Source organism: Prevotella sp. lc2012, from assembly GCF_900107065.1.
Taxonomy (GTDB): domain Bacteria; phylum Bacteroidota; class Bacteroidia; order Bacteroidales; family Bacteroidaceae; genus Prevotella.
In genome coordinates this window covers 23,585-48,098 of the sequence record NZ_FNUF01000003.1, presented here as the reverse complement: position 1 = coordinate 48,098, position 24,514 = coordinate 23,585, and the positions used below count along the sequence as shown (strand labels likewise).

The 24,514-nt window shown below is 49.8% G+C and carries 24 protein-coding genes; 22 read left to right on the top strand and 2 right to left on the bottom strand.

Going from position 1 to position 24,514, the window contains the following annotated elements:
• Positions 1 to 147: 147 nt before the first annotated feature.
• From BLU99_RS06795 to BLU99_RS06720, 16 genes are all read left to right on the top strand, one after another.
• Positions 148 to 990: a prephenate dehydratase gene (locus tag BLU99_RS06795; RefSeq protein ID WP_091900465.1), complete on the top strand. Its 843-nt coding sequence runs from the start codon at positions 148 to 150 to the stop codon at positions 988 to 990.
• A gap of 16 nt (positions 991 to 1,006) precedes the next feature.
• On the top strand, positions 1,007 to 2,179 hold the full coding sequence (locus BLU99_RS06790; RefSeq protein ID WP_091900463.1) for a pyridoxal phosphate-dependent aminotransferase: 1,173 nt from the start codon (positions 1,007 to 1,009) through the stop codon (positions 2,177 to 2,179).
• Positions 2,180 to 2,253: 74 nt separating this feature from the next.
• Complete coding sequence (locus BLU99_RS06785; protein WP_091900461.1) at positions 2,254 to 3,318, top strand: bifunctional 3-deoxy-7-phosphoheptulonate synthase/chorismate mutase type II; 1,065 nt, start codon at positions 2,254 to 2,256, stop codon at positions 3,316 to 3,318.
• Between the two features lie 19 nt (positions 3,319 to 3,337).
• Entirely contained in the window at positions 3,338 to 4,129 is a 792-nt protein-coding gene (locus BLU99_RS06780; protein WP_091900459.1) for a prephenate dehydrogenase, read from the top strand.
• Positions 4,126 to 5,004: a DMT family transporter gene (locus BLU99_RS06775; protein ID WP_091900457.1), complete on the top strand. Its 879-nt coding sequence runs from the start codon at positions 4,126 to 4,128 to the stop codon at positions 5,002 to 5,004. Before BLU99_RS06780 ends, BLU99_RS06775 begins: the two co-directional genes overlap by 4 nt.
• Positions 5,005 to 5,074: 70 nt before the next feature.
• Positions 5,075 to 5,317 carry a GlsB/YeaQ/YmgE family stress response membrane protein gene (locus BLU99_RS06770; RefSeq protein WP_091900455.1) on the top strand — a complete coding sequence of 81 codons (243 nt, stop codon included), beginning with the start codon at positions 5,075 to 5,077 and terminating at the stop codon, positions 5,315 to 5,317.
• A gap of 142 nt (positions 5,318 to 5,459) precedes the next feature.
• Positions 5,460 to 6,302, top strand: a complete 843-nt coding sequence (locus BLU99_RS06765) for a DnaJ domain-containing protein (RefSeq protein ID WP_091900453.1) — start codon at positions 5,460 to 5,462, stop codon at positions 6,300 to 6,302.
• A 1-nt stretch (position 6,303) separates the two neighbouring features.
• A complete protein-coding gene (locus BLU99_RS06760; protein WP_176771097.1) occupies positions 6,304 to 6,897 on the top strand; it encodes an epoxyqueuosine reductase QueH in 594 nt (197 codons plus the stop codon).
• Positions 6,898 to 6,966: 69 nt separating this feature from the next.
• The gene (gene ffh / locus BLU99_RS06755; protein WP_091900450.1) at positions 6,967 to 8,331 is read left to right on the top strand and encodes a signal recognition particle protein; all 1,365 of its coding nucleotides are present in this window, start codon (positions 6,967 to 6,969) and stop codon (positions 8,329 to 8,331) included.
• Between the two features lie 18 nt (positions 8,332 to 8,349).
• A complete protein-coding gene (gene folD, locus BLU99_RS06750; protein WP_091900449.1) occupies positions 8,350 to 9,228 on the top strand; it encodes a bifunctional methylenetetrahydrofolate dehydrogenase/methenyltetrahydrofolate cyclohydrolase FolD in 879 nt (292 codons plus the stop codon).
• A gap of 76 nt (positions 9,229 to 9,304) precedes the next feature.
• Positions 9,305 to 9,484, top strand: a complete 180-nt coding sequence (locus BLU99_RS06745) for a tetratricopeptide repeat protein (RefSeq protein WP_091900448.1) — start codon at positions 9,305 to 9,307, stop codon at positions 9,482 to 9,484.
• A gap of 72 nt (positions 9,485 to 9,556) precedes the next feature.
• Positions 9,557 to 11,083: a carboxylesterase/lipase family protein gene (locus tag BLU99_RS06740; RefSeq protein WP_091900447.1), complete on the top strand. Its 1,527-nt coding sequence runs from the start codon at positions 9,557 to 9,559 to the stop codon at positions 11,081 to 11,083.
• 192 nt (positions 11,084 to 11,275) lie between these two features.
• On the top strand, positions 11,276 to 11,506 hold the full coding sequence (locus BLU99_RS06735) for a 4Fe-4S dicluster domain-containing protein (protein WP_036911182.1): 231 nt from the start codon (positions 11,276 to 11,278) through the stop codon (positions 11,504 to 11,506).
• Between the two features lie 3 nt (positions 11,507 to 11,509).
• Positions 11,510 to 12,592, top strand: a complete 1,083-nt coding sequence (locus tag BLU99_RS06730) for a 3-methyl-2-oxobutanoate dehydrogenase subunit VorB (protein ID WP_091900446.1) — start codon at positions 11,510 to 11,512, stop codon at positions 12,590 to 12,592.
• Between the two features lie 3 nt (positions 12,593 to 12,595).
• Positions 12,596 to 13,366, top strand: coding sequence for a thiamine pyrophosphate-dependent enzyme (locus BLU99_RS06725; protein ID WP_091900445.1), 771 nt, complete (start codon positions 12,596 to 12,598; stop codon positions 13,364 to 13,366).
• 31 nt (positions 13,367 to 13,397) lie between these two features.
• Positions 13,398 to 13,940 carry a 2-oxoacid:acceptor oxidoreductase family protein gene (locus BLU99_RS06720; RefSeq protein ID WP_091900444.1) on the top strand — a complete coding sequence of 181 codons (543 nt, stop codon included), beginning with the start codon at positions 13,398 to 13,400 and terminating at the stop codon, positions 13,938 to 13,940.
• A gap of 70 nt (positions 13,941 to 14,010) precedes the next feature.
• Here the strand turns inward: BLU99_RS06720 and BLU99_RS06715 are convergent, their stop codons facing one another.
• Both BLU99_RS06715 and BLU99_RS06710 read right to left on the bottom strand, forming a co-directional pair.
• A complete protein-coding gene (locus BLU99_RS06715) occupies positions 14,011 to 14,415 on the bottom strand; it encodes an FMN-binding protein (protein WP_091900443.1) in 405 nt (134 codons plus the stop codon).
• Positions 14,416 to 14,511: 96 nt separating this feature from the next.
• Complete coding sequence (locus BLU99_RS06710; protein ID WP_091900442.1) at positions 14,512 to 16,998, bottom strand: glycoside hydrolase family 2 TIM barrel-domain containing protein; 2,487 nt, start codon at positions 16,996 to 16,998, stop codon at positions 14,512 to 14,514.
• A 121-nt stretch (positions 16,999 to 17,119) separates the two neighbouring features.
• Between BLU99_RS06710 and ilvD the strand changes: the two genes are divergently transcribed.
• From ilvD to ilvC, 6 genes are all read left to right on the top strand, one after another.
• The gene (gene ilvD, locus BLU99_RS06705; RefSeq protein ID WP_091900441.1) at positions 17,120 to 18,922 is read left to right on the top strand and encodes a dihydroxy-acid dehydratase; all 1,803 of its coding nucleotides are present in this window, start codon (positions 17,120 to 17,122) and stop codon (positions 18,920 to 18,922) included.
• Between the two features lie 9 nt (positions 18,923 to 18,931).
• Positions 18,932 to 20,647, top strand: a complete 1,716-nt coding sequence (gene ilvB / locus BLU99_RS06700) for a biosynthetic-type acetolactate synthase large subunit (protein WP_091900440.1) — start codon at positions 18,932 to 18,934, stop codon at positions 20,645 to 20,647.
• A 13-nt stretch (positions 20,648 to 20,660) separates the two neighbouring features.
• A complete protein-coding gene (gene ilvN / locus BLU99_RS06695; RefSeq protein ID WP_091900439.1) occupies positions 20,661 to 21,215 on the top strand; it encodes an acetolactate synthase small subunit in 555 nt (184 codons plus the stop codon).
• A gap of 7 nt (positions 21,216 to 21,222) precedes the next feature.
• The gene (locus BLU99_RS06690; RefSeq protein ID WP_091900438.1) at positions 21,223 to 22,464 is read left to right on the top strand and encodes a glycosyl hydrolase 53 family protein; all 1,242 of its coding nucleotides are present in this window, start codon (positions 21,223 to 21,225) and stop codon (positions 22,462 to 22,464) included.
• A 13-nt stretch (positions 22,465 to 22,477) separates the two neighbouring features.
• The gene (locus BLU99_RS06685) at positions 22,478 to 23,248 is read left to right on the top strand and encodes an acyl-[acyl-carrier-protein] thioesterase (RefSeq protein ID WP_091900437.1); all 771 of its coding nucleotides are present in this window, start codon (positions 22,478 to 22,480) and stop codon (positions 23,246 to 23,248) included.
• 164 nt (positions 23,249 to 23,412) lie between these two features.
• On the top strand, positions 23,413 to 24,462 hold the full coding sequence (ilvC, locus tag BLU99_RS06680; protein WP_091900436.1) for a ketol-acid reductoisomerase: 1,050 nt from the start codon (positions 23,413 to 23,415) through the stop codon (positions 24,460 to 24,462).
• The last annotated feature ends 52 nt before the right edge of the window (positions 24,463 to 24,514 follow it).

The window sequence follows — 24,514 nt, the reverse complement described above, 5'->3', positions numbered from 1 at the left end:
ACGTCTACTTTTACTTTGCAAGAAATTGTGAAGCGGGAAGTTGCGTGTAAATTCAACTTATGACTGAATAAAGAAATACAAGGTCCCGCTTCACATCCGTGAAAGCGGGATTTTTGTTAAAGCAAAGAATAAAGGAAAGAAAAAGATATGAAGAGAATAGCCATACAAGGACTGATCGGATCGTTCCACGATATCGCCGCACATCTGTACTTCGAGGGAGAGCAGATACAACTGATCTGCTGTTCAACCTTTGAGCAGGTGTTCGCTCAGATCAAGCAGGATCCCACAGCCATCGGCATGCTGGCCATCGAGAACACAATCGCCGGCTCGCTGTTGCATAACTATGAACTGCTGCGTGATAGTGGTACGACGGTGGTCGGCGAGCATAAGCTGCACATCACCCACTGTATCTGCTGTCTGCCTGAGGACGACTGGAGCACCATCACTGAGGTGCACTCTCATCCTGTGGCTCTGATGCAGTGCCGTAACTTCCTGTCTCAGCACCCTACGCTGAAGAACGTGGAGGCGGAGGATACGGCTGGATCGGCGAAGATGATAGCCGAGGGACAGAAACGCGGATGGGCGGCCATCTGTCATGCTGAGGCTGCCAGACTCTACGGACTGAAGGTGCTCGAGGATCATATCGAGGACAACAAGCACAACTTCACCCGCTTCCTTGTGGTGTCGAATCCGAACAAGGCTGATATGCTACGTCCACTGACAGAGGCCAATAAGTCGAGCATCGTCTTCTCGTTGCCCCACGAGGAGGGCTCGCTCTCTCACGTGCTGGCCATTCTCTCGTTCTATAAAATCAATCTGACGAAGATCCAGTCGTTGCCAATCATCGGACGTGAATGGGAGTACTTGTTCTATGTCGATGTGATGTACGACGATCTGACGCGTTACCGTCAGGCGGTGGATGCGATCATTCCGCTGACAAGGGACCTGAAGATCCTGGGTGAATACAAAGATGGGAAACAGACGAATTAATCGACAGTTATATATTATGGATACTAAGATACAACCAGCAGACAGGCTCAGTTTAGTGAGCGAATACTACTTCAGTAGAAAGTTAAAGGAGGTGGCCCAGCTGAATGCCGAGGGCAAGGATATCATCAGTCTGGCCATTGGCAGTCCGGATATGCCGCCGTCGGAGCAGACCGTGGAGAAGCTCTGTGAGGTGGCACACGACCCTACCGCCCATGGATATCAGCCTACGATGGGTATTCCTGAGTTGCGTGAGGCCATGGCCGACTTCTATAAGCGTTGGTATGACGTGGACCTCGATCCGAAGACGGAGATACAGCCACTCATCGGCTCAAAGGAGGGTATCCTGCATGTGACGCTGGCCTTCGTGAACCCAGGCGACGAGGTGCTCGTGCCTAATCCAGGCTATCCCACCTACACGTCGCTGTCGAAGATCCTTGGAGCGAAGATCGTGAACTACAACCTGCGTGAGGACAACGGATGGCAGCCCGACTTCGACGAACTGGAGCAGATGGATCTGTCGAAGGTGAAGCTGATGTGGACCAACTATCCCAATATGCCGACAGGCGGGAATGCGCGCCGTGAGACCTATGAGCGACTGGTTCAGTTTGCTAAGGATCATCAGATCGTCGTGGTGAACGACAATCCTTACTCGTTCATCCTCAATGATCATCCGATGTCGCTGTTGCAGGTGCCTGGGGCGAAAGACTGTTGTATTGAGTTCAACTCGATGTCGAAGAGTCATAATATGCCGGGCTGGCGTGTGGGTATGTGTGCTACGAACGCCACCTTTATCTCTTGGATCCTGAAGATTAAGAGTAATATCGACTCGGGTACGTTCCGAGGACTCCAGTTGGCGGCCGCCGAGGCTTACCGTAACTCAGAAAAGTGGCATCATGAGGCGAATATCGAGACCTACGGGCGTCGCCGTCAGTATGCTGAGCAGATCATGGATGTGCTGGGCTGTACCTACGACCCCAATCAGGTGGGTATGTTCCTCTGGGGAAAGATTCCCGAGAAATATGCTGATGTCGAGGATCTGACAGAGAAAGTGCTCCATGAGGCGCGTGTGTTCATCACACCTGGCTTTATCTTCGGCAGTAACGGTCAGCGTTATATCCGCATCTCGCTCTGCGCCAAGGAAGACAAGATCAAGGAAGCGTTAGAAAGAATTAAGAATAAAATTAAATAAACACAGAGTGACAGAGGCGCAGAGAGAAAACAACTCTGTATCTTTGTGTCTCTGTGTTCAAAAACAGAAACTATATGGAACTGGAATTAGCACCATTGAACTTACCGAGTGACAATGAACGTCCCTTCGTGATTGCCGGGCCTTGCTCAGCAGAAACAGAGGAACAAGTGATGACTACTGCCCGTGAGCTGGCCATGAAGGGCTGCCATAACTTCCGTGCTGGTGTGTGGAAGCCACGCACGAAACCGGGTGGCTTCGAGGGGCACGGTGAGCCTGCACTCGTATGGCTGAAACAGGTGAAGGAAGATACGAAGATGTTGGTTTCTACTGAGGTGGCCACACCTGAGCACGTAGAGCTGTGCTTGAAGTATGATATTGACATCCTCTGGATTGGTGCTCGTACGTCGGCTAACCCCTTTGCCATGCAGGCAATCGCCGACTCGCTGAAGGGTGTGGATATCCCCGTGTTCGTGAAGAACCCGGTGAATCCTGATCTGGAACTCTGGATTGGTGCCTTGGAGCGTCTGAACCAGGCTGGCGTGAAGCGTCTGGGAGCTATCCATCGCGGTTTCTCATCTTATGAGCAGAAGATCTACCGTAATGCGCCGATGTGGCAGATCCCCATCGAACTGCGTCGTCGTGTGCCTGAGCTGCCGATTATCAGTGATCCGTCGCATATCGGAGGGCGTCGCGAACTGATCGCACCTCTTTGTCAGCAGGCGATGGACTTAGGTTTCGATGGTCTGATCATCGAGAGCCACTGTGATCCTGATAAGGCATGGAGTGATGCTAAGCAACAGGTGACACCTGATGTGCTCGACTATATCCTCTCGCTGTTGGTGATCCGTGATGAGAACACCACCACCGAGGGCATCACCTCTCTGCGTAAGCAGATTGATGAGCTCGACAACCAACTCATGGACTTGCTCGCCAAGCGTATGAGAGTGTGCCGTGAGATCGGACAGTACAAGAAGGAGCATAATATGACCGTGTTGCAGGCCAACCGCTACAATGAGATCCTGAACAAGCGTGGTGCACAGGGCTCACTCTGTGGCATGGACCCGGAGTTTGTGGCTCATGTGTTTGAGAATATCCATGAGGAATCGGTTCGTCAGCAGATTGAAATCATCAATAAGTAGGTATAGGAGAAGGAAGCAGATGAAAATATTAGTAATGGGCGCAGGTAAGATGGGAAGTTTCTTCATCGACCTGCTGAGCTTTGAACACGAAGTGGCTGTCTTTGAGCGCGACGCCAAGCGGATGCGCTTTACCTACAATTGTCAGCGCTTCACTACTTTTGAAGAGATTAAGGAGTTTAAACCCGAACTACTCATCAATGCGGTCACTCTGAAATACACGATCCCGGTGTTCAAGGAGGTGATCCCTTATCTCCCCAAGGAGTGTATCATCAGTGACATCGCTTCGGTGAAGACTGATATGAAGGAGTTCTATGAGTCGACGGGCATGCGTTATGTCTCGACACACCCGATGTTCGGTCCTACGTTCGCCAACCTGCAGCAGCTCTCTGAGGAGAACGCGATCATCATCAGCGAGGGCGACTATATGGGTCGTATCTTCTTCAAGGACCTCTATCAGAAGTTGGGACTCAACATCTACGAATATACCTTCGAGGAGCATGATAAGACGGTGGCCTACTCGCTGTCAATCCCGTTCGTGTCGACGTTTGTGTTTGCGGCTGTCATGAAGCATCAGGATGCGCCGGGTACTACCTTCAAGCGTCATATGCGGATTGCCAAGGGGGTGCTCAACGAGGATGACTACCTGCTTCAGGAAATACTCTTCAACCCCTATACTCACGATCAGGTGGCCCAGATCCGCACGGAACTGAAGGAGCTTCTTGAGATTATTGATAAGAAGGATGCCGGTGGTATGAAGAAGTACTTGACGAAGATCCGTAACAATGTGAAACGCGACATAGAGATTAAATGAAATATCATCTTGTAGCATTTGCGATTGTAGCAATATGGGGCAGCACCTTCGTCTTTACGAAGATGTTGCTCCAAAATGGTCTGTCACCGGCGCAGATCTTCACCCTTCGCTTCGCCATCGCTTATATCCTGTTGCTGGCCTTCAGTATCGCCCAGAAGAACTTCCGGCTCTTCTGCGACAACTGGCGCGACGAGTTGCTGATGGTCGTGCTTGGCCTTACCGGCGGATCGGTCTATTTCCTGGCGGAGAACGCGGCGATGCTCTACACGACAGCCACCAATACATCACTTATCGTATGTAGTTGTCCGCTGTTTGCCATGCTGGCCTTCGCATTGCTGTATCGCCATAGCGAGCGCATTACGAGGGTTCAGGCATTGGGCTCTTTCGTGGCTTTCCTGGGAATGGCTGTCGTGGTGCTGAATGGGCGTTTCGTGCTCCATCTCTCGCCTCTTGGCGATATGCTGGCCTTTGCCGCCTGTCTCTGTTGGGTGGTCTATTCCTTGTTGATGAAGCCGTTCGTGGAGCGCTATTCCACGCTCTTCATCACCCGTAAGGTGTTTATCTATGGTCTTGTCACCATCATACCTTACTACCTGATCGTGCCGGGCTTCCCTTCACTCGACGTGCTTCTGAAACCAGAGGTGATATGGAATCTGCTCTTCCTGGGTGTTGTGGCCTCAATGATCTGTTATGTCGTATGGAACTGGGTCATCAGCAAGCTCGGGGCTGTCGTCGCTACCAACTGGATTTACTTCAATCCTATCACCACAATCCTCTTCGCATGGTGGTTGCTCCATGAGCAGATCACCGTCTGGTTCCTCCTTGGTACTGTCTTCATTCTTGGGGGTATGTATCTGGCTAACAGGAAAAAATGAGCGAGTTTCTTTGTACTTTGAATATATTTGTCTATATTTGCGGTATGAATCGAACTAAAAACGAATGATTATGGGTAGTATTATTTTCACAATTGTTATCGGATGTCTGGCTGGCTTCTGTGCTGGCAAGTTGATGAAAGGTGGCGGCTACGGCTTTGTCATGAACCTGGTGCTTGGCCTCTTCGGTAGTGTTCTCGGTAGCTGGTTGTTTACTGAACTGGGCATCGAGTGGGGTGGACTTCTGGGACAGCTTGGCACAGCCATCATCGGTGCTGTTGCCATCCTCTGGATCGCTTCACTGATCAAGAAGTAAAAAACAAAGAAAAAACACAGAGGGACGGTTCTTTTGTGTCGGACGGCACATGAGAGCCGTCCCCTTTTGTTTAAAAGTAAATTATTCCTAATCGCTTTGCGGTATCGGATATTATATGTACTTTTGCAGGTAAAAAGAAACGATGGTAGCAGGAAAATGGATTGGTGGCTTTATCGGCTGGATGGCCGGAGGACCGTTGGGCGCATTAGCCGGATATCTGGTGGGAGCGCTCTTCGACTCTATGCTCGATGGGGTGAACACCCCCGACAACTCCGGCACGTGGGGCTATGGCTCACAGCGTGATGGCAACTGGCAACAGACATATCAGGATTATAGTCAGGCTTATCAGCAGGCCTATCGCCAGCGTCAGCAGCAGGGTAACCGGAACAGTTTCCTGTTCTCGTTGCTCGTGCTTTCCTCGTATATCATCAAGGCCGATGGTAAGGCGATGCACTCGGAGATGGAGATGGTACGGCAGATGCTTAGGCAGAACTTCGGCGCTACTGCTGTATCCCAAGGCAATGAGATTCTGAATAAGCTCTTCGACGAACAGAAACGGGAGGGGTGGTCGCAGTTTAAGCAGACCGTCCGGGAGTGTTGTGCACAGATCAATCGACAGATGGACTACTCACAGCGCCTCCAGTTACTTAACTACCTCGTGATGGTGGCCAAGGCTGATGGTCGTGTGCCCCAGAGTGAGGTGGCGGCGCTGAAGGAGTGCGCCGGTTGGATGGGCCTCCGTGAGAGTGAGGTCGACTCGATGCTCCACCTCGAAGGCAATACCCTCGAGGATGCTTATAAGGTGCTGGGTGTCAGTCCTGATGCCAGTGATAATGAGGTGAAGAAGGCTTATCGTAAACTGGCTCTTGAACATCATCCTGACAAGGTGGCGGCTCTCGGTGATGATGTGAGGAAGGCGGCCGAGAAGAAGTTCCAGGAGATCAACGCTGCGAAAGATCGTATCTGGAAAGCTCGCGGACTATGATATCATGAAGAAGCCTGCGATTATAGTACCAGAAGGGTGTCATGAGGTGTTGTTGCATGCCTGTTGTGCACCTTGTTCATCTGCTATCGTGGAGTGGATGGTGCAGCATGATGTGCACCCCACCATCTTCTACTATAATCCGAACATCTGGCCTCGTGAGGAGTATGAGATCCGTAAGCAGGAGAGCAAACGGCATGCAGAGAGTCTCGGGCTGACATGGATCGATGGTGACTATGACCACGAGCAGTGGCGACAGAACGTGTGCGGCCTTGAGGGGGAACCGGAGCGGGGACGGCGCTGTGAACTGTGTTTCACACTCCGTCTGACGGCGGCCGCCCGGGAGGCCAAGGAACTCGGACTGCAGTATTTCACGACGACGCTTGCCTCTAGTCGGTGGAAGAGCCTGGAACAGATAGAACGTGCTGGGCATCAGGCAGAACAGACTGTGGAGGGTACCACCTTCTGGGCACAGAACTGGCGTAAGGGCGGACTCTATGAGCGACGGAACCAACTGCTGAAGGAATATGCCTTCTATAATCAGCAGTACTGTGGCTGTGAGTTTTCGCAACGTCCTTCTGGTGAACAAAATAAATAAAAACGAGACTATTGTTTGTGAGTCTCGTTTTTTTTGTGTAATTTTGCAGCCTAAAATAAATAAGGTAGTATGTTTGAGAACTTAAGTGATAGACTTGAACGGTCGTTCAAGATATTGAAGGGTGAAGGAAAGATCACCGAGATCAATGTTGCTGAGACACTGAAGGATGTGCGTCGTGCGCTGCTTGATGCCGACGTGAACTACAAGGTGGCAAAGAACTTCACCGACACGGTGAAGCAGAAGGCTCTTGGCATGAACGTGCTGACGGCTGTGAAGCCGAGTCAGTTGATGGTGAAGATCGTACACGACGAGCTCGCAGAATTGATGGGCGGCAAGGCTGCCGAACTGAAGATCGAAGGCCGTGCCGGTGCTCCTGCCATCATTCTGATGTCGGGTCTGCAGGGTTCTGGTAAGACCACGTTCAGTGGTAAGCTGGCCAACCTGCTCAAGAACCAGAACCATAAGAAACCTCTGTTGGTGGCCTGCGACGTGTATCGTCCTGCTGCCATCGAGCAGTTGAAGGTGGTAGGAGAGAGCGTAGGTGTGCCCGTCTATTCCGAGCCCGACAACAAGAATGTGGTGGAGATTGCCAACCATGCCATCCAGGAGGCTAAGTCTAAGGCTAATGACGTGGTGATCATCGATACTGCCGGTCGTCTGGCTGTCGACGAGGAAATGATGAATGAGATCGAGACGCTGAAGAATGCAATCCATCCCAATGAGACCCTCTTCGTGGTTGACTCGATGACCGGTCAGGATGCCGTGAACACCGCCAAGGAGTTCAACGACCGTCTCGACTTCGACGGCGTGGTGCTGACAAAGCTCGACGGTGACACCCGTGGTGGTGCTGCCCTCTCTATCCGTACGGTGGTGACGAAGCCTATCAAGTTCGTCGGTACGGGTGAGAAGATGGAGGCCATCGATGTGTTCCATCCTGAGCGTATGGCCGACCGTATCCTCGGCATGGGTGATATCGTCTCTCTGGTGGAGCGCGCCCAGCAACAGTACGACGAGGAGGAGGCTAAGCGTCTGGAGAAGAAGATCCGCAAGAACAAGTTCGACTTCGACGACTTCATGGGTCAGATACAGCAGATCAAGAAGATGGGTAACATCAAGGATCTGGCAGGTATGATCCCTGGTGTCGGTAAGCAAATCAAGGATCTGGATATCGACGACGATGCCTTCAAGGGTATTGAGGCTATCATTAACTCGATGACACCGAAGGAGCGTGCCAATCCGGACATCATCAATCAGAGTCGCCGTCGTCGTATCGCCGCTGGCTCGGGAACGAAGATGGAAGATGTGAACCGTCTGATGAAGCAGTTCGACCAGACCCGTAAGATGATGAAGATGGTAACTGGCATGAATGCGTCGAAGATGGCTCAGATGGCTAATGCCATGAAGGCTATGAAAGGCGGCATGCCGAAGTTCTAGGATATTTTATTTTGAGATATGCAACTGATAGACGGAAAAGCAACAGCAACGGCCATCAAGGCTGAGATTGCTGAGGAGGTAAAGGAGATTGTTGCCAAGGGTGGCAAGCAGCCCCATCTGGCTGCTGTGCTCGTGGGTCACGATGGTGGCTCGGAGACGTATGTGAAGAACAAGGTATTGGCTTGTGAGGCCTGTGGCTTCAAGTCGACACTCATTCGGTTTGAGGATGATATCACCGAGGCGGAGCTGCTGGCGTGTGTTGACAAACTCAACAAGGATGAGGATGTTGATGGCTTTATCGTACAGTTGCCTCTGCCGAAGCATATCGATGAACAGAAGATCATCGAGGCCATCGACTATCGCAAGGATGTCGACGGTTTTCACCCGATCAACGTGGGACGCATGGCGATTGGTCTGCCGTGTTTCATCTCAGCCACTCCGTTGGGTATCATCACTTTGCTGAAGCGCTATGGCATCGAGACCTCCGGTAAGAAGTGCGTCATCCTCGGGCGTTCTAACATCGTCGGTAAGCCTATGGCTCAGCTGATGATGCAGAAGCAGTATGGTGACGCTACGGTAACCGTCTGTCACTCTCGTTCGAAGACCCTTAAGGAGGAGTGTCGTGCAGCAGACATCATCATTGCTGCCATCGGTCAGCCTGACTTCGTGACGGCCGACATGGTGAAGGAGGGTGCCGTCATTGTCGACGTTGGTACCACCCGTGTGCCTGACGCTACTCGTAAGAGTGGCTTCCGTCTGAATGGTGATGTGAAGTTCGATGAGGTGGCTCCTAAGTGCTCGTTTATCACACCTGTTCCCGGTGGGGTTGGTCCGATGACCATCTGTTCGCTGATGAAGAATACCCTCGCCGCAGGCAAGAAGGAGTATTATAAGTAGTTGATAGTGATAGTGCAGAGTCTGTAGTTATGCTATTCTATATACTCTGCACTATCGGCTATCAAAAAAAGGAAAGATGACAGCAGAAGAGTATTATCAGCAAGGTAATGAGGCGCGTAAGCGCGGCCAGTGGCACGAGGCTATCAATAACTATATACGGGCTATTGAACTCGACCCGGACAGTCCTGCTGTCGAGGCCAAGCGGATGCTCGATGATATCATGGCCTTTTATTGCAAGGATATGTATAATCCCTGAACCCTCAACAACCAATAAACTATATTTATTTTAACTAACAACTTATTATTTTCTTCTAACTAACAACTTATTATGAAAAGATTATTATTGCCTCTACTGCTCTTGGTGGCTATGTCTGCCAATGCTGCAGAGAATCCCGTGTTAATGATTGAAGGTGGTAAAGTCCAAGGTGTTCTGGCCGATGATCATCCCGATGTGTTTGTTTATCGTGGCATCCCTTATGCCGCACCTCCTATTAAGGAGAACCGTTGGAAGGCTCCACAGCCGGTCATACCCTGGAAGGGTGTGAAGATCTGTGACACCTTCGGACGTCCCAGTTATCAGGCTATTCAGTATCCTGGTGGATATTACACCGAGTGGGGTTATGGTAAGGAGGCCGGTTCCAGTGAGGACTGCTTATATCTGAACGTATGGACAAAGGCTCCTGGTCAGGTCGGTAAGAAACTGCCTGTTGCCCTGTGGATTCACGGTGGTGGCTATCGCGAGGGTTTCGGTTCTGAGCCAGAGTTCGACGGACAGGAGTGGGGCGCGAAGGACGTCGTGCTCGTTTCTATCAACTACCGTCTGGGTGTGTTCGGATTCCTCGTGCATCCTGCTCTTTCTGAGGAGAGTCCTAATAAGGTGTCGGGCAACTATGGTATCCTCGACCAGATTGAGGCTCTGAAATGGATTAAGAAGAACATCGCACAGTTTGGTGGTGATCCTGATAACGTGACAATCTTCGGACAGAGTGCCGGTGGCGGTAGCGTACGTACTCTCTGTGAGTCGCCCTTGGCTCGTGGTCTTTTCAACAAGGCCGTGATCATGAGTGCCCAAGGACTTGCTATCCCTGATGCCCAGGGCAATATGATGGGTGCCCGTTACAGTGGCGGCACATTCCAGGAGGCTGAGGCTAATGCCAAGAAGGTATTTGACTGGGCTGGTCTGACCGATCTGAAGAAGATGCGTCAAGCTTCCACAGAGACCATCTTTGCTCTGCCTACACTTTACTATCAGATTAACAATGACGGTCAGCAGGCTAGTGGTCCAATGGCGTTTATGCGCATGGGTCTGCCATTCATGCCGATGATTGATGGCTATGTCAGTGAGAAGAGTTTTGATGATGCTACCCGCGGAGGTACCCTGGCCGACGTTCCATATATGATAGGCTTTACCCTCAACGATATGGGTAACATGGCTCCTAATATCGCCGAGTTCTGTAAGGTTCGTGAACAGAAGGGTGGTAAAGCCTGGGCCTACGAGTTTGCTCGTCCGTTGCCCGATGACGGCTCTCATCCTGAGGTGACTGCTCGTCTCAAAGGTGCTTTCCATAGCAGTGACCTCTGGTTTGTGTTCAAGTCGCTCAAGCACTGCTGGCGTCCTTGGACTCAGGGCGATTGGGATCTCTCAGAGAAGATGCTCACTGCGTGGACTAATTTCGTGAAATACGCTGATCCGAATGGTCCGAAGGGTGGCGAATGGGCTCCCTGTACAGAGAAGAATACGAAGTTCATGGTGTTCAAACTCGATGATAAGGATGCTGAGGCTTCTTTCTTCGGTGATCCCGAGATTGCACCTCAGCCGCAAGGCTTCCCCTTCGGTGCTCCCAGCGGTAGGTAATCTGTATGTTTTCTGTTGTAGAGACATATATAATCCCTGGACCGTTGACGGTCCAGGGATTGCTTTTCGTGACGAAAATGAAGAATAATGGGGGTGTAAATGTAAAAAACCTAAGGAAATTTGTTTATTTGCTTACTTATTGTTACCTTTGCACCCAATTTTAGAAATTAGTGCATTAATACATAAGATAATATGGCAAAATTGAAAGGCGCCATTGAGGTGAATACTGAAAGATGCAAGGGATGTTCGTTGTGTATCATCGCTTGTCCCCAGAAGGTGATCGCTCTGGCCAACAAAGTGAATTTGCACGGTTATCCCTATGTGGAGGCTGTCAACGAGGAGGCCTGTGTGGGTTGTGCCTCGTGTGGCATCGTCTGCCCAGATGGTTGTATCACCGTGTATCGTAAAAAAGTGGAGGAATAAGCTATGGCAGAAGAAAGAGAAGTTGTGTTGATGAAAGGTAACGAGGCGATTGCCCACGCTGCTATTCGTTGCGGATGCGACGGCTATTTCGGCTATCCTATTACTCCGCAGAGTGAAGTGATTGAGACGCTGGCTGAACTGAAACCCTGGGAGACCACTGGTATGCAGGTGGTGCAGGCAGAGAGTGAGCTGGCTTCAATTTATATGGTCTATGGTGCTGCCGGTGCCGGTAAGCGTGCCATGACCTCCTCTTCATCACCTGGTATTGCACTGATGCAGGAGGGTATCACCTATATGGCTGGCGCCGAGGTGCCAGGTGTGTTTGTGAACGTGCAGCGTGGAGGTCCTGGACTGGGAACCATCCAACCTTCACAGGGAGACTATTTCCAGGCTACTCGTGGTGGTGGTAATGGTGACTATAAGGTGATCGTACTTGCACCGTCGTCTGTGCAGGAGATGGCCGACTTCGTGGATCTCGCTTTTGAGTTGGCATTCAAATATCGTAACCCTGCCATGATCCTCTCTGATGGTGTGATCGGTCAGATGATGGAGAAGGTGGTGTTGCCGCCATTCAAGCCCCGTCGTACAGACGAGGAGGTTATCAAAGAGTGTCCATGGGCTTCTACTGGTAAGCCAAAGAACCGTGAGCGTGTGGTAATCACCTCACTGGAGTTGAAGCCGGAGATCATGGAACAGCGTAACCTTGCCCTTCAGGAGAAATATCGTAAAATTGAGGAGAACGAAGTGCGTTATGAGATGCAGCAGTGCGATGATGCTGAGTATGCCATCGTGGCTTTCGGTAGTGCTGCCCGTATTGCAGAGAAGGCTATCGAGGTTGCTCGTGAGCAGGGCATCAAGGTTGGTCTGTTCCGTCCTATCACCCTGTTCCCGTTCCCCACGAAGGAGATCGCAGAGTTGTCTAAGAAGGTCAAAGGTATTCTCGTGGCAGAGATCAACGCAGGACAGATGGTTCAGGATGTCCGTCTCGCTGTGAACGGTGCCGTACCTGTAGAGCAGTTCGGTCGTCTGGGTGGTATCGTCCCCGATCCCGAGGAAATTGTTAACGCACTGAAAAAGGTCATGTAAGCTATGGATAGAAATCAGATCATTAGTCCAGAGAACATCGTCTGCAAGAAGCCGACGCTGATGAACGACAATAATATGCACTACTGCCCGGGCTGTAGCCACGGTGTGGTACATAAGCTTATTGCCGAGGTCATCGAAGAAATGGGTATGGAAGACAAGACCGTAGGTGTATCGCCTGTAGGCTGCGCGGTCTTCGCATATAATTATATTGATATCGACTGGCAAGAAGCTGCCCATGGTCGTGCTCCCGCACTGGCTACGGGTATCAAGCGCTGCTGGCCCGACCGTCTGGTGTTTACCTATCAGGGTGATGGTGACCTGGCATGTATTGGTACTTGTGAGACCATCCACGCCTTGAACCGTGGCGAGAACATTGTTATCATCTTCGTCAACAATGCCATCTATGGTATGACGGGTGGTCAGATGGCTCCTACCACGCTGATCGGTCAGAAGACCTCAACTTGTCCTTACGGTCGTGATCCTGAGATCCACGGTTATCCTTTGAAGATGGCTGATATCGCCGCTCAGTTGGAGGGAACCTGCTACGTCACTCGTCAGAGTGTGGAGAGTGTGGCCTCTATCAACAAGGCCAAGAAGGCTCTGCGCAAGGCTTTCGAGGCTTCGATGGCTGGCAAGGGCTCAAGTCTTGTAGAGTTCGTCTCTACCTGTAACAGCGGTTGGAAACTCACGCCTGCCAAGGCTAATGAATGGATGAAGGAGAATATGTTCCCCTTCTATCCAAAGGGAGACCTGAAAGATACCACAAATCTTTAATTAAGAGTTAAGAATTAAGAATTAAGAAAAGATGAAAAAAGAGATAATTATTTCAGGTTTCGGAGGTCAGGGCGTGCTCTCTATGGGTAAGATTCTGGCCTATTCAGGACTGATGGAGGATAAGGAGGTGACATGGATGCCGGCCTATGGTCCTGAGCAGCGTGGTGGTACAGCCAACGTGACGGTCATCGTCAGTGATGAGCGTATCTCTTCGCCCATTCTCAGTAAGTACGATATCGCCGTAGTACTCAACCAGCCCTCACTCGAGAAGTTCGAACCGAAGATCAAACCCGGTGGTATTCTGATCTACGATGGTTTTGGTATTATCAACAAGCCAACCCGTAAGGATATTACCATCTATGAGATCAATGCCATGGACAAGGCTGCCGAGATGAAGAATGGTAAGGTGTTCAATATGATTGTGCTTGGCGGTCTGTTGAAAGTGGCTCCCGTAGTCAGCGACAAGGGCGTGGAGAAAGCTCTTTATAAGACTCTCCCCGAGCGTCATCACGGATTGATTCCTCTGAATATGCAGGCTCTGCAGGAGGGAGGAAAGATCATTGAGCAGAAGTAATCTCTACGGTTATACATAAAAGAAATCCCCACTTCTGGTGGGGATTTCTTTGTTTATATACTATTTGTGATTATTTGTGCGACTGGTAGTATTCGAGTCCCAGACGGACATTCTTCATGACTGCCTCGGAGGAATAGGTGGCACCGGTAACGGCATCGACCTTCAGTTGGGAAGCTTCCTTCACCTTCAGACCGTTCCATTTCTCCAAGAGGGCTTTCTTGACCTTGGCATAATACTTCGGAGTCTCTGCGTTTTTGAGGGCTTCGATTTTCACCACCTTGTTTTTTTTAATGTAGATCTTCAGAGGCGTCGGACCATTGTATCCTTCTATGTTCTTGCCGATGGTTGTCGTGTTAACGACAAACATGTCATTTTCCTTCGTTATCGTATCGTCATTGGCACCGGCACTCAGTAGGGTGAGTGATACGGCAATGAGTGAACAGATGCTCAGTGCTTTGATTTGATTCTTCTTCATTGTTATCTCCTTATTTAATCTTTTCGAGGTGCAAAGGTAAGCATTTAATTCTGTTTGTACAATAGCAAAGGTACAAAATCATTATTTTTCGGTATGTTATCTGGTTGGAATATCGATGGCCTGTGAGAGGTTCAGATGTTCATCCGTTACCTTGAGTGTGATGGCTCCTGCCTCTTTGGTACTGCGTACAATCACGACAAGTTGACCGTGGAAAAGCTTCATCGTCGGTTGGGTGAAAGACTCCAGACTGGTGGCATCACCATTGCAGACAGCTTCGAAGGAACCAGCACCTGAGACCTCGAAGGTCAGTTGGTCGGAAGCATCGGGAATAAGAGTACCTTGGGCATCGGTCAGTGAGACGGTCACGAAAGCAAGGTCGTCACCGTCAGCCTTCAGAAGATGACCTTCAGCCATCCATGCATCAAGTTGGAGCTTGGCAGGTTTGCCGGCGGTACGGATGATCCGTTCGCCAGCGAGATTGCCTTGTCCGTCGTAAACCACGACCTTGATCTCACCCGGCTCGTATCTTACATCGTTCCAGCGCAGGCGGTAGCGATCGAGACGACTGGCGGGATTCTTGGATATCTTACCCTGACTCTTGCCGTTGACGAAGAGCTCAGCGGTGGGGTAGTCGGTATAACAGTAGACGGGCGTCACCTTTCCTCGACGTTTCTTGTCCCATGTCCAGTGGGGTAACAGATGGATGGTGTGTTCGTCCTTGTTCCATTTCGCGCGATAAAGCCAATAACGATCCTTGGGTAGTCCAGCCAGGTCGCAGATGCCAAAGTAGCTGCTGCGTGATGGCCAGTATTCATCATAGGGCGTCGGTTCTCCGAGATAGTCATAACCCGTCCATACGAACTCACCAATCACCCATGGTTTATCGTCTTGCCATACCCAGTCGTCATCGGGTAGATTACTCCATGAGCAGTATTCTACATCATAGCTGGAGCATTGTCCGTCGGCGGTCTGGATAGCGGTAGGGTCATAGGTAGGTGCCCACGAGGCATAACGTGAGTTGTCAGTAATCTCAACAGGGAATTTATACACGCCACGACTGCTTACCGTTGAGGCGGTCTCACTTCCTAGAAGAAATCCTTGTGGTAGTTGTTCGATATTCTTTGAGTACTTATGCACCCGATAGTTAAAGCCAGGCACATCCATCACCTGAGCAAAGCCGCTCTTCAGTGCCTCCTCTGCGCGGTCCATACCTTGTGTGACAGGACGGGTGGGATCGAGCTGATGGCACAGCTCCTGCAGATGGCAGGATATCTCACGGCCTTTCTCGCTACCTTGTTCGGGAATCTCATTGCCGATGCTCCACATGATGATGCTCGGGTGGTTTCGGTTGACAAGCACGAGGTTCGTGATATCTCTGTCGGCCCACTCGTTAAAGAAACGGGCATAGCCATTCTTGCACTTCGGGTAGAGCCACATGTCGAAACTCTCGGCCATGACCATCATACCCAGAGAGTCGCAGATATCCATCTGCATCTGACTCGGCATGTTATGTGAGGTGCGGATGGCATCGCAGCCCATCTCTTTCATCGTCTTAATCTGACGGATGAGGGCTGACTTATTGATGGCCGTGCCAAGAGGTCCCAGGTCGTGATGCAGACAAACACCTTTGATCTTACGTGTGACACCATTCAGTTGGAAACCGCCTTCTTCCGAGACGCTGACGGTGCGGATGCCGAAACGCAGGCGTGTCTCATCTATAGTCACAACATCAGCTATTCCTGCCGCCTCGTCCACATCTTCACGAACAAGACTAAGTCCCAGGGTATACAGATATGGTGTCTCTGGTGTCCATAACGAAGGTTCTTCCACCTCAATCGTAGATGTCAGGTCACCGTGGGGAGGAACCTTCACCCAGTTTGTCTTAACAATCTGTCCGTCTCGGTCGATCAAGGAAATGAAAATCTCCTGTTCCTCCAGAGGGTTCTCTACCTTAGCTGACACGCGGATGAGTGCTTTATTCTCTTGTATTGATAAGGTTTGCACGCAGGTCTGCCACATATCAATGTGACTTTTGGGTGTCAGTACCAGTTTTACGGGACGATAAATGCCTGCGCCGGGATACCAACGACTGCTTTCCTCGACGTTCTTCAGGTCGACCTCCAGAAGATTATCACCAGTCTTGATATAGGGTGTGATATCAATGCGGAAGGCATTATAGCCGTAGGCCCAGTAGCCTGCTTTGTGACCGTTAATAGATACAGATGGTTCGGCCATTGCGCCATCGAATACAAGTTCGATATGTTCATAGCCTTCGGGAATTTGGAATGTCCGTCGGTAATGACCTTCTCCAATCCATGGTAAGGCACCAGAGCGACCGCTCTTCTCGGTGGCTTGTTTCTCTCCGTTCTGTTCGATAGCAACCGTCTGCAAGTCCCATTTCTTATCGAAAGGACCGCTGATGGCCCAGTCGTGTGGCACGCTGACAGTCTTCCAGACCGCTCCGTCATTGTCGCATGAACCTTTGCAGAATTGCCAATTGTCGGAAAGGGTGATTTCACAACGAGGTTGTGCGATGGCAGTTGCTGCAACAGCCATTGTCAGCGCTAGGAGTTTGATTCTCATAATTGACTATTGTTTTAGTTGACTATATACGGTGCAAAAATACTAAAAAAACTCGAATTTGTTGGTCGTTTGGCAGATTTAATGTAAATTTGCACCTAAATTTGTTGGAAATACTTAAAAAATGAAACATCAGTTGAGAAGTGCTGTCTGTACTGAAGGCAGAAGGATGGCAGGAGCTCGTGCGCTCTGGGTGGCAACAGGTATGAAACCGGAGCAGTTTGGTAAGCCGATTATCGCCATCGTGAACTCCTTTACGCAGTTTGTTCCGGGACACACCCATCTGCATGAGATTGGGCAGATTGTCAAGGCCGAGATAGAGAAGATGGGCTGTTATGCGGCCGAGTTCAATACGATTGCCATTGATGACGGTATCGCCATGGGTCATGACGGAATGCTCTATTCCTTGCCTTCACGTGATATCATCGCCGACTCTGTGGAGTATATGGTGAATGCTCATAAGGCTGATGCCATGATCTGCATCTCAAACTGCGATAAGGTGACCCCTGGTATGCTGATGGCCTCGATGCGACTGAATATCCCAACGGTATTCTGTAGTGGTGGTCCGATGGAGGCAGGGAAATGGCGCGGAGAGAATGCCGACCTGATTACAGCGATGGTTAAAGGCGCCGATCCTTCGGTCAGCGATGAGGAGATGAAGGAGATAGAAGGCTGTGCCTGTCCTGGTTGCGGTTCCTGCTCGGGTATGTTCACTGCCAACTCGATGAACTCATTGACAGAGGCTATTGGTCTGTCGTTACCTGGCAATGGTACGATTCTGGCTACCCATACCAATCGTGTGGAACTCTTCAAGGCTGCTGCCCGTCAGGTGGTGAAGAATGCCTTTGCCTATTATGAGGATGGTGACGAGTCTGTTCTTCCCCGGAGCATTGCAACGCGTCAGGCATTTATGAATGCCATGGCTCTTGACATCGCCATGGGCGGATCTACGAATACGGTTCTTCATCTGCTTGCTGTTGCGCAGGAGGCTGGTGCTGATTTCACTATGAAAGATATAGATGCGTTAAGTCGTCAGGTGCCTTGCTTGTGTAAGCTTGCCCCGAACACACAGAAGTACTCTGTTCAGGAGTGCGGTCGTGCCGGTGGAATCCTGGGTATCTTGAATGAACTTAATAAGGGCGGACTTGTTGATGGCTCTGCCATACGTGTGGATGGTATGACACTTTCTGAGGCGATGAAGAAATACAGTATCGTAGACAGTGCCATTGATCCAGAGGCAAACCGCATCTATCAGACGGCTCCTGGTAATCGTTTCTCAACGAAGATGGGATCGCAGTCGGAAGAGTGGGGAACACTTGACACCGATCGTGCGAATGGTTGTATTCGTGATTTGTCCCATGCCTATACTAAGGATGGTGGACTTGCAGTTCTCTTCGGTAATATAGCCCAAGACGGCTGTGTGGTGAAGACTGCAGGTGTTGATGAGACATTATGGCATTTTGAAGGACCTGCAGTGGTGTTCGACTCTCAGGAAGATGCCTGCGAAGGCATCCTTGGCGGTAAGGTGAAGAGCGGCGACTGTGTGGTGATAACCCATGAGGGACCCAAAGGCGGACCTGGCATGCAGGAGATGCTTTATCCTACATCATACATCAAGAGTATGCACCTTGGTAAGGAATGTGCGTTGATTACTGACGGTCGTTTCTCGGGTGGAACGTCGGGACTTAGTATCGGACACATCTCCCCGGAGGCTGCTTCTGGTGGTAATATTGGTAAGATCAAGGATGGTGATATCATTGTGATAGATATCCCTAGTCGTTCCATCTGCGTGAAGCTCTCTGATGAGGAACTGGCTGCCCGCCCGCAACAGCCGATGAGACGTAACCGTTTGGTTAGTAAGGCACTTCGTGCTTATGCTCAGAGCGTCTCATCTGCAGACAAGGGTGGAGTAAGGATTATTGAGTAGGAAAACGATATGGAAAAGAAGATGATAACAGGTAGCGAGGCGCTGATGAGGGCGTTGCAGAACGAAGGGGTAAAAACTATTTTCGGTTACCCCGGAGGTTCTATCATGCCTGTCTATGATGCACTATACGACTATACAAGAGGAGAAAAGAAAGCGTTTGATCATATCCTTGTTCGTCATGAACAGGCTGCGACACATGCTGCCGAAGGTTTTGCACGTGTCTCAGGTCATGTGGGAGTAGCTTTAGTGACCAGTGGTCCGGGTGCAACGAACACACTGACGGGTGTTGCAGATGCCATGCTTGATTCTACGCCGATTGTGGTCATTGCAGGACAGGTGCCTATCGCCGCATTGGGTACGGATGCGTTCCAAGAGGTTGATCTCGTGGGTCTTGCGCAACCGATATCGAAATGGAGCTACCAGATCCGACATGCAGAAGATATCGCATGGGCTGTGAGTCGTGCGTTCTATATAGCACGTAGCGGTCGCCCCGGTCCTGTTGTTCTTGACTTCCCGAAGAATGCTCAGACAGAAATGGTTGACTTTGAGCCGAAGAAGGTTGACTTCGTGCGCTCCTATGTGGCTTATCCGAAGCTTGATGCAAAAGCCGTGAAAGAAGCTGCAGATTTGATTAACCAGGCGAAGAAACCTATGGCACTTGTAGGCCAGGGTGTTGAACTTGGTAATGCACAAGAGGAGTTAGTGCGCTTCCTTGAGAAAGCTGATATACCAGCCGGACGAACGATGCTTGGACTCTCTGCTCTGCCCAGTACTCATCCGCTTAACGTGGGTATGCTCGGTATGCATGGAAATTATGCGCCCAACCTGAAAGAGCAGGAGTGTGATGTGCTTATCGCCATCGGTATGCGTTTTAGTGACCGTGTGACGGGTAATCTCAAGACCTATGCGAAGCAGGCAAAGGTGATTCATCTCGATATAGACAGAAGTGAGATTGATAAGAACGTAAAGAGCGATGTGGCTGTGATTGCCGACTGTAAGGAGTCGCTACCGGCGCTTACAGCCCTCATTCAGAAGGCTGATCATCGTGAGTGGCGCGACTCATTCCTGCCTTTGGCGGAGAAAGAACGTGAGAAGGTGATAGAGCCTGCCATCCATCCGACGGAAGGACCTTTGTTGATGGGTGAGGTAGTCAATGCGGTAGCGGAGGCTACACAGGGCGATGCTGTCCTAGTAACAGATGTCGGACAGAACCAGTTATTTGCAACTCGCTATTTCAGATATCTCAAGAAACGTAGCATCTGTACCAGTGGTGGTCTGGGTACTATGGGCTATTCCATGCCTGCAGCCATTGGCGCGACATTCGGAGCACCCGACCGGACTATTGTCAGTTTCTCCGGTGACGGTGGATTCCAGATGTGTATTGAGGAGTTAGGCACGATTATGGAGCAGCAGTGCCCGGTCAAGATGATCCTGATGAACAATCATTATCTTGGCAATGTACGTCAGTGGCAGGATATGTTTTGGAAACGTCGTAAGTCATTTACCAAGATGTTGAATCCCAACTATGAGATGATAGCCAAAGGTTATGGTATCCCTTATCAGGCGGTAGTTGATCGTAAGGACCTTGCTGTGGCAGTCGAGAAGATGCTTTCTACTGATGGCCCATATATCCTTGAGTGTGCCATCCTCGAAGACGACAATGTGTTGCCCATGACCCCTCCAGGCATGAACGTCGATGATATGATGCTAGAGGTAGAAGTATAATTTATTGATTGCAATGGAAGAAAAAAAGTTATATACCCTTTTAGTCTATTCAGAGAATATCGCCGGTATTCTGAATCAGATTACTGCGGTGTTTACTCGTCGGCAGGTGAATATTGAAAGTCTGAACGTGTCGGCTTCAAGTATCCCTGGTGTTCACAAGTACACCATTACGGCATGGAGCGATGAGGATCAGATTGTCAAGATCACCCGTCAGATAGAGAAGAAGATCGACGTGGTGAAGGCAAACTATTTTACTGACGAACAGTTGTTTATTCGTGAATCTGGTTTGTATAAGCTCACCACCGATATGGTGATGAATAATCCGGAGATCTCACGAACAGTCCGCAGATTTGATGCCCATATTATTGAGGTGAACCCCACTTATGTGATTGTCATGAAACATGGTATCACAGAGGATATCATCTCTCTCTATCGGGCTCTTGATGCTTTCGGATGTGTACTCCAGTATACCCGTAGCGGACGAATAGCCGTTACTCGCGGCATGCAGGAGCAGGTAAGTGAGTTCCTTGAGCAACGTGAGCAGGATCTCTTAAAGACAGATAATTGAGGGAGGAATGAAGTGTAAGACCATATTGATGATGGCGCTGTTGTCGCTGACGTCGCAACTCTTTGCGCAGGATTTATATGTCGGCGGTGATATCTCGTTGTTACAGCAGTATGATGATTATGGTGTGTCTTATTACGATCAACAAGGACGGCCTATCAGTGATGTGCTGACTTATATGAAGAGTGAGGCTGTCGGTTGGAATGCCCAGCGTGTGCGACTCTTCGTCAATCCTAATCCTGCTCTTGAATATAACGATCCAGCCGTTTGTCAGGATCTGGCTTATGTCGCCCGATTGGGAAAGCGTATCAAGGATGCAGGATTTGCTTTTATGTTGGACTTTCACTATAGTGATGTCTGGGCTGATCCAGCTAAGCAGTGGACGCCAACAGCCTGGCTCTCACTAAATGACACGGAGTTACAGACAAAGATATATGAGTATACGAGGGATTGTCTGACAAAACTGGTGGAAGCCGGTGCAACTCCCGACTTCATACAGACGGGTAATGAGATATCCTATGGTATGCTGTGGGGAGAGAAGGGGTCTGGTAGTAATCGTTGTTACATTAATTCGGATGATAATTGGCCACGTTTCATTGCCTTACTTCAGCAGGCAGGAAAAGCCTGTCGGGAGGTGTGTCCACAGGCGAAGATAGTCATCCATACCGAACGTAATGGGCAGCCTGATGTCTTAAGAGGTATCTATGAGCGGTTGACGAGTGTAGACTACGATATTATCGGACTGAGCTATTACCCGTTCTGGCATAAAGACCTTTCTACTCTGTCGGAATCATTGAATATGTTGGCTGCTGTCTTTCCTGATAAGAAAGTACAGATTGTGGAAACCGCCTATTATTATCAAGGCAATGGCATTGATTATGACTTCTCTTCGATGTGGCCTGCCACTGCAGAGGGCCAAGCTTCTTTTGTCAGAGATCTTATCGCTGAACTCAAGAAACATAGCAATGTAAATGCGCTCTACTGGTGGTTCCCAGAGGAGAATGGGACTGGTCCGAACGAAGCAGTTATCGGTGGTAAGCTTAATCGCGGACTATGGGATAATAACACACATTGTGCCCTGCCAGCCCTCTATGAGCTGAAATCATTCTTTGATGGAAGAACGGGCATAGCTTCTGTAATGGCAGATATGGATGACAGTAAATGGTACACCTTACGGGGGGTATGTCTTGATTCTTGTCCTGCCTTTCCTGGCATTTATGTAAGGAACAGACAGAAGGTGGCTGTCAAATAGTTTTTTATGAATAATGGATAAAGTTGGAAAATACGAATTTTTGGCTGAGCCGTTCCATTGTGATTTCAACGGACGGCTTTTTATAGGACATCTGGGTAATCATATGCTTAATGCTGCCGACTTCCATTCTACGGCTCGAGGTTTCGGTATGAAGTACCTGATGACGATTAAGCGTTCTTGGGTCTTATCGCGTCTGGCTATTGAGATGATTGAGATGCCGACACAGTATACGAAGTTCACGGTTGAGACTTGGGTAGAGAGTGCTATGCGCTATTTCACTAGTCGTAACTTCCGAGTGGTTGGCCACGAACCAACAGGTAATGGTAACGAATCAACACCCAAAGTATATGGTTACGGTCGTAGTATATGGGCGATGATAGATACAGAGAGTCGGCAGCCCACGGATATTTTTTCTATCGACAATGGGGCGATTAACGACTGGATTGAGAAAGATAAGGAATGTCCGATAGATAAGGGCGGTCGTGTAAAGATGGATGATCAGGCGGAACTCGTCTGTACCATCGATACTTATTATAATGATATAGATATCAATGGACACGTGAATTCCGTGAAATATATCGAGCATGTGCTTGACCTCTGGGATCTTGCTTGGTATAAGGAACATCAGATCAAACGTTTTGAGATCGCCTATGTGGCTGAGGCTCATCAGGGTGATCAACTCAGCTTCTATCGAACAGCATCTGGTGACAGCGAATATTGCGTTCGCATATGCAAGGAAGGCGATGTGGAAACCTGTCGCAGCAAGGTCACCTTTTTCGATTAAAAGTTTGGCGGTCTCGCCATAAATGATTAATTTTGCAAGCGATTTTAAGTTAACCCCTCGTCGTACCCTCGGGTAGGGTAGGAATGGACTGACAAGACGACGGCTCTCGGGTAGGGCTGGCACGGTACATAGGGATAAGTATAACATTCAAAACAAAAACTATTATGGCAGAAATGAATTTTGGTGGCGTTATCGAGACTGTTGTCACCAGTAAGGAATTTCCTTTGGAGAAAGCGCGTGAAGTATTAAAGGATGAGGTAATCGCTGTGATCGGCTATGGCATCCAGGGTCCTGGTCAGGCATGTAACCTGCGCGACAATGGATTTAATGTAATTGTCGGTCAGCGTCAGGGCAAGACCTATGACAAGGCTGTTGCCGATGGCTGGGTTCCCGGTGAGACACTCTTTTCTATAGAAGAGGCCGCCGAGAAGGGTACTATCCTTTGTATGTTGCTCTCCGATGCTGGTCAGATTCAGGTATGGCCAACCATCAAGAAATATCTGAAGCCTGGCAAGACTCTTTATTATAGTCATGGCTTTGCTATTAACTGGAGCGATCGTACGGGTGTGGTTCCTCCTGCAGATGTTGACGTGATCATGGTGGCTCCTAAGGGCTCTGGTACATCTCTTCGTACAATGTTCTGTGAGGGTCGTGGCCTGAACTGTTCATATGCCGTTTATCAGGATGCTTCCGGTAAGGCAAAGGACAAGACTCTTGCCTTTGGTATCGGTATCGGTGCTGGTTACATGTTTGAGACAACCTTCCAGCGCGAGGCAACCAGTGACCTGACAGGTGAGCGTGGTTCTTTGATGGGCGCTATTCAGGGTCTTCTGCTCGCTCAGTATGAGGTACTCCGTGAGAACGGACACACACCTTCTGAGGCCTTTAATGAGACTGTCGAGGAACTGACTCAGAGCCTTGGCCCGCTTTTCGGTGAGAAGGGTATGGACTGGATGTATGCCAACTGCTCTACCACGGCTCAGCGTGGTGCGCTTGATTGGGCTCCCCGTTTCCATGATGCCATCAAGCCTGTTATGGAGTGGTTGTACTACTCCGTGAAGACCGGTAATGAGGCTCAGATCTCTATCGACTCTAACTCTAAGCCCGACTATCGTGCTGGTCTGGAGAAGGAGCTGGAGGCGATGCGTAATCAGGAGATGTGGCGCGCTGGTGAGACCGTGCGCAAGCTTCGTCCAGAGAATCAGGATGTATAATAAATAAGAATAGACACGGGGACGTACGACGCCCCCGTGTTTTATTATAATC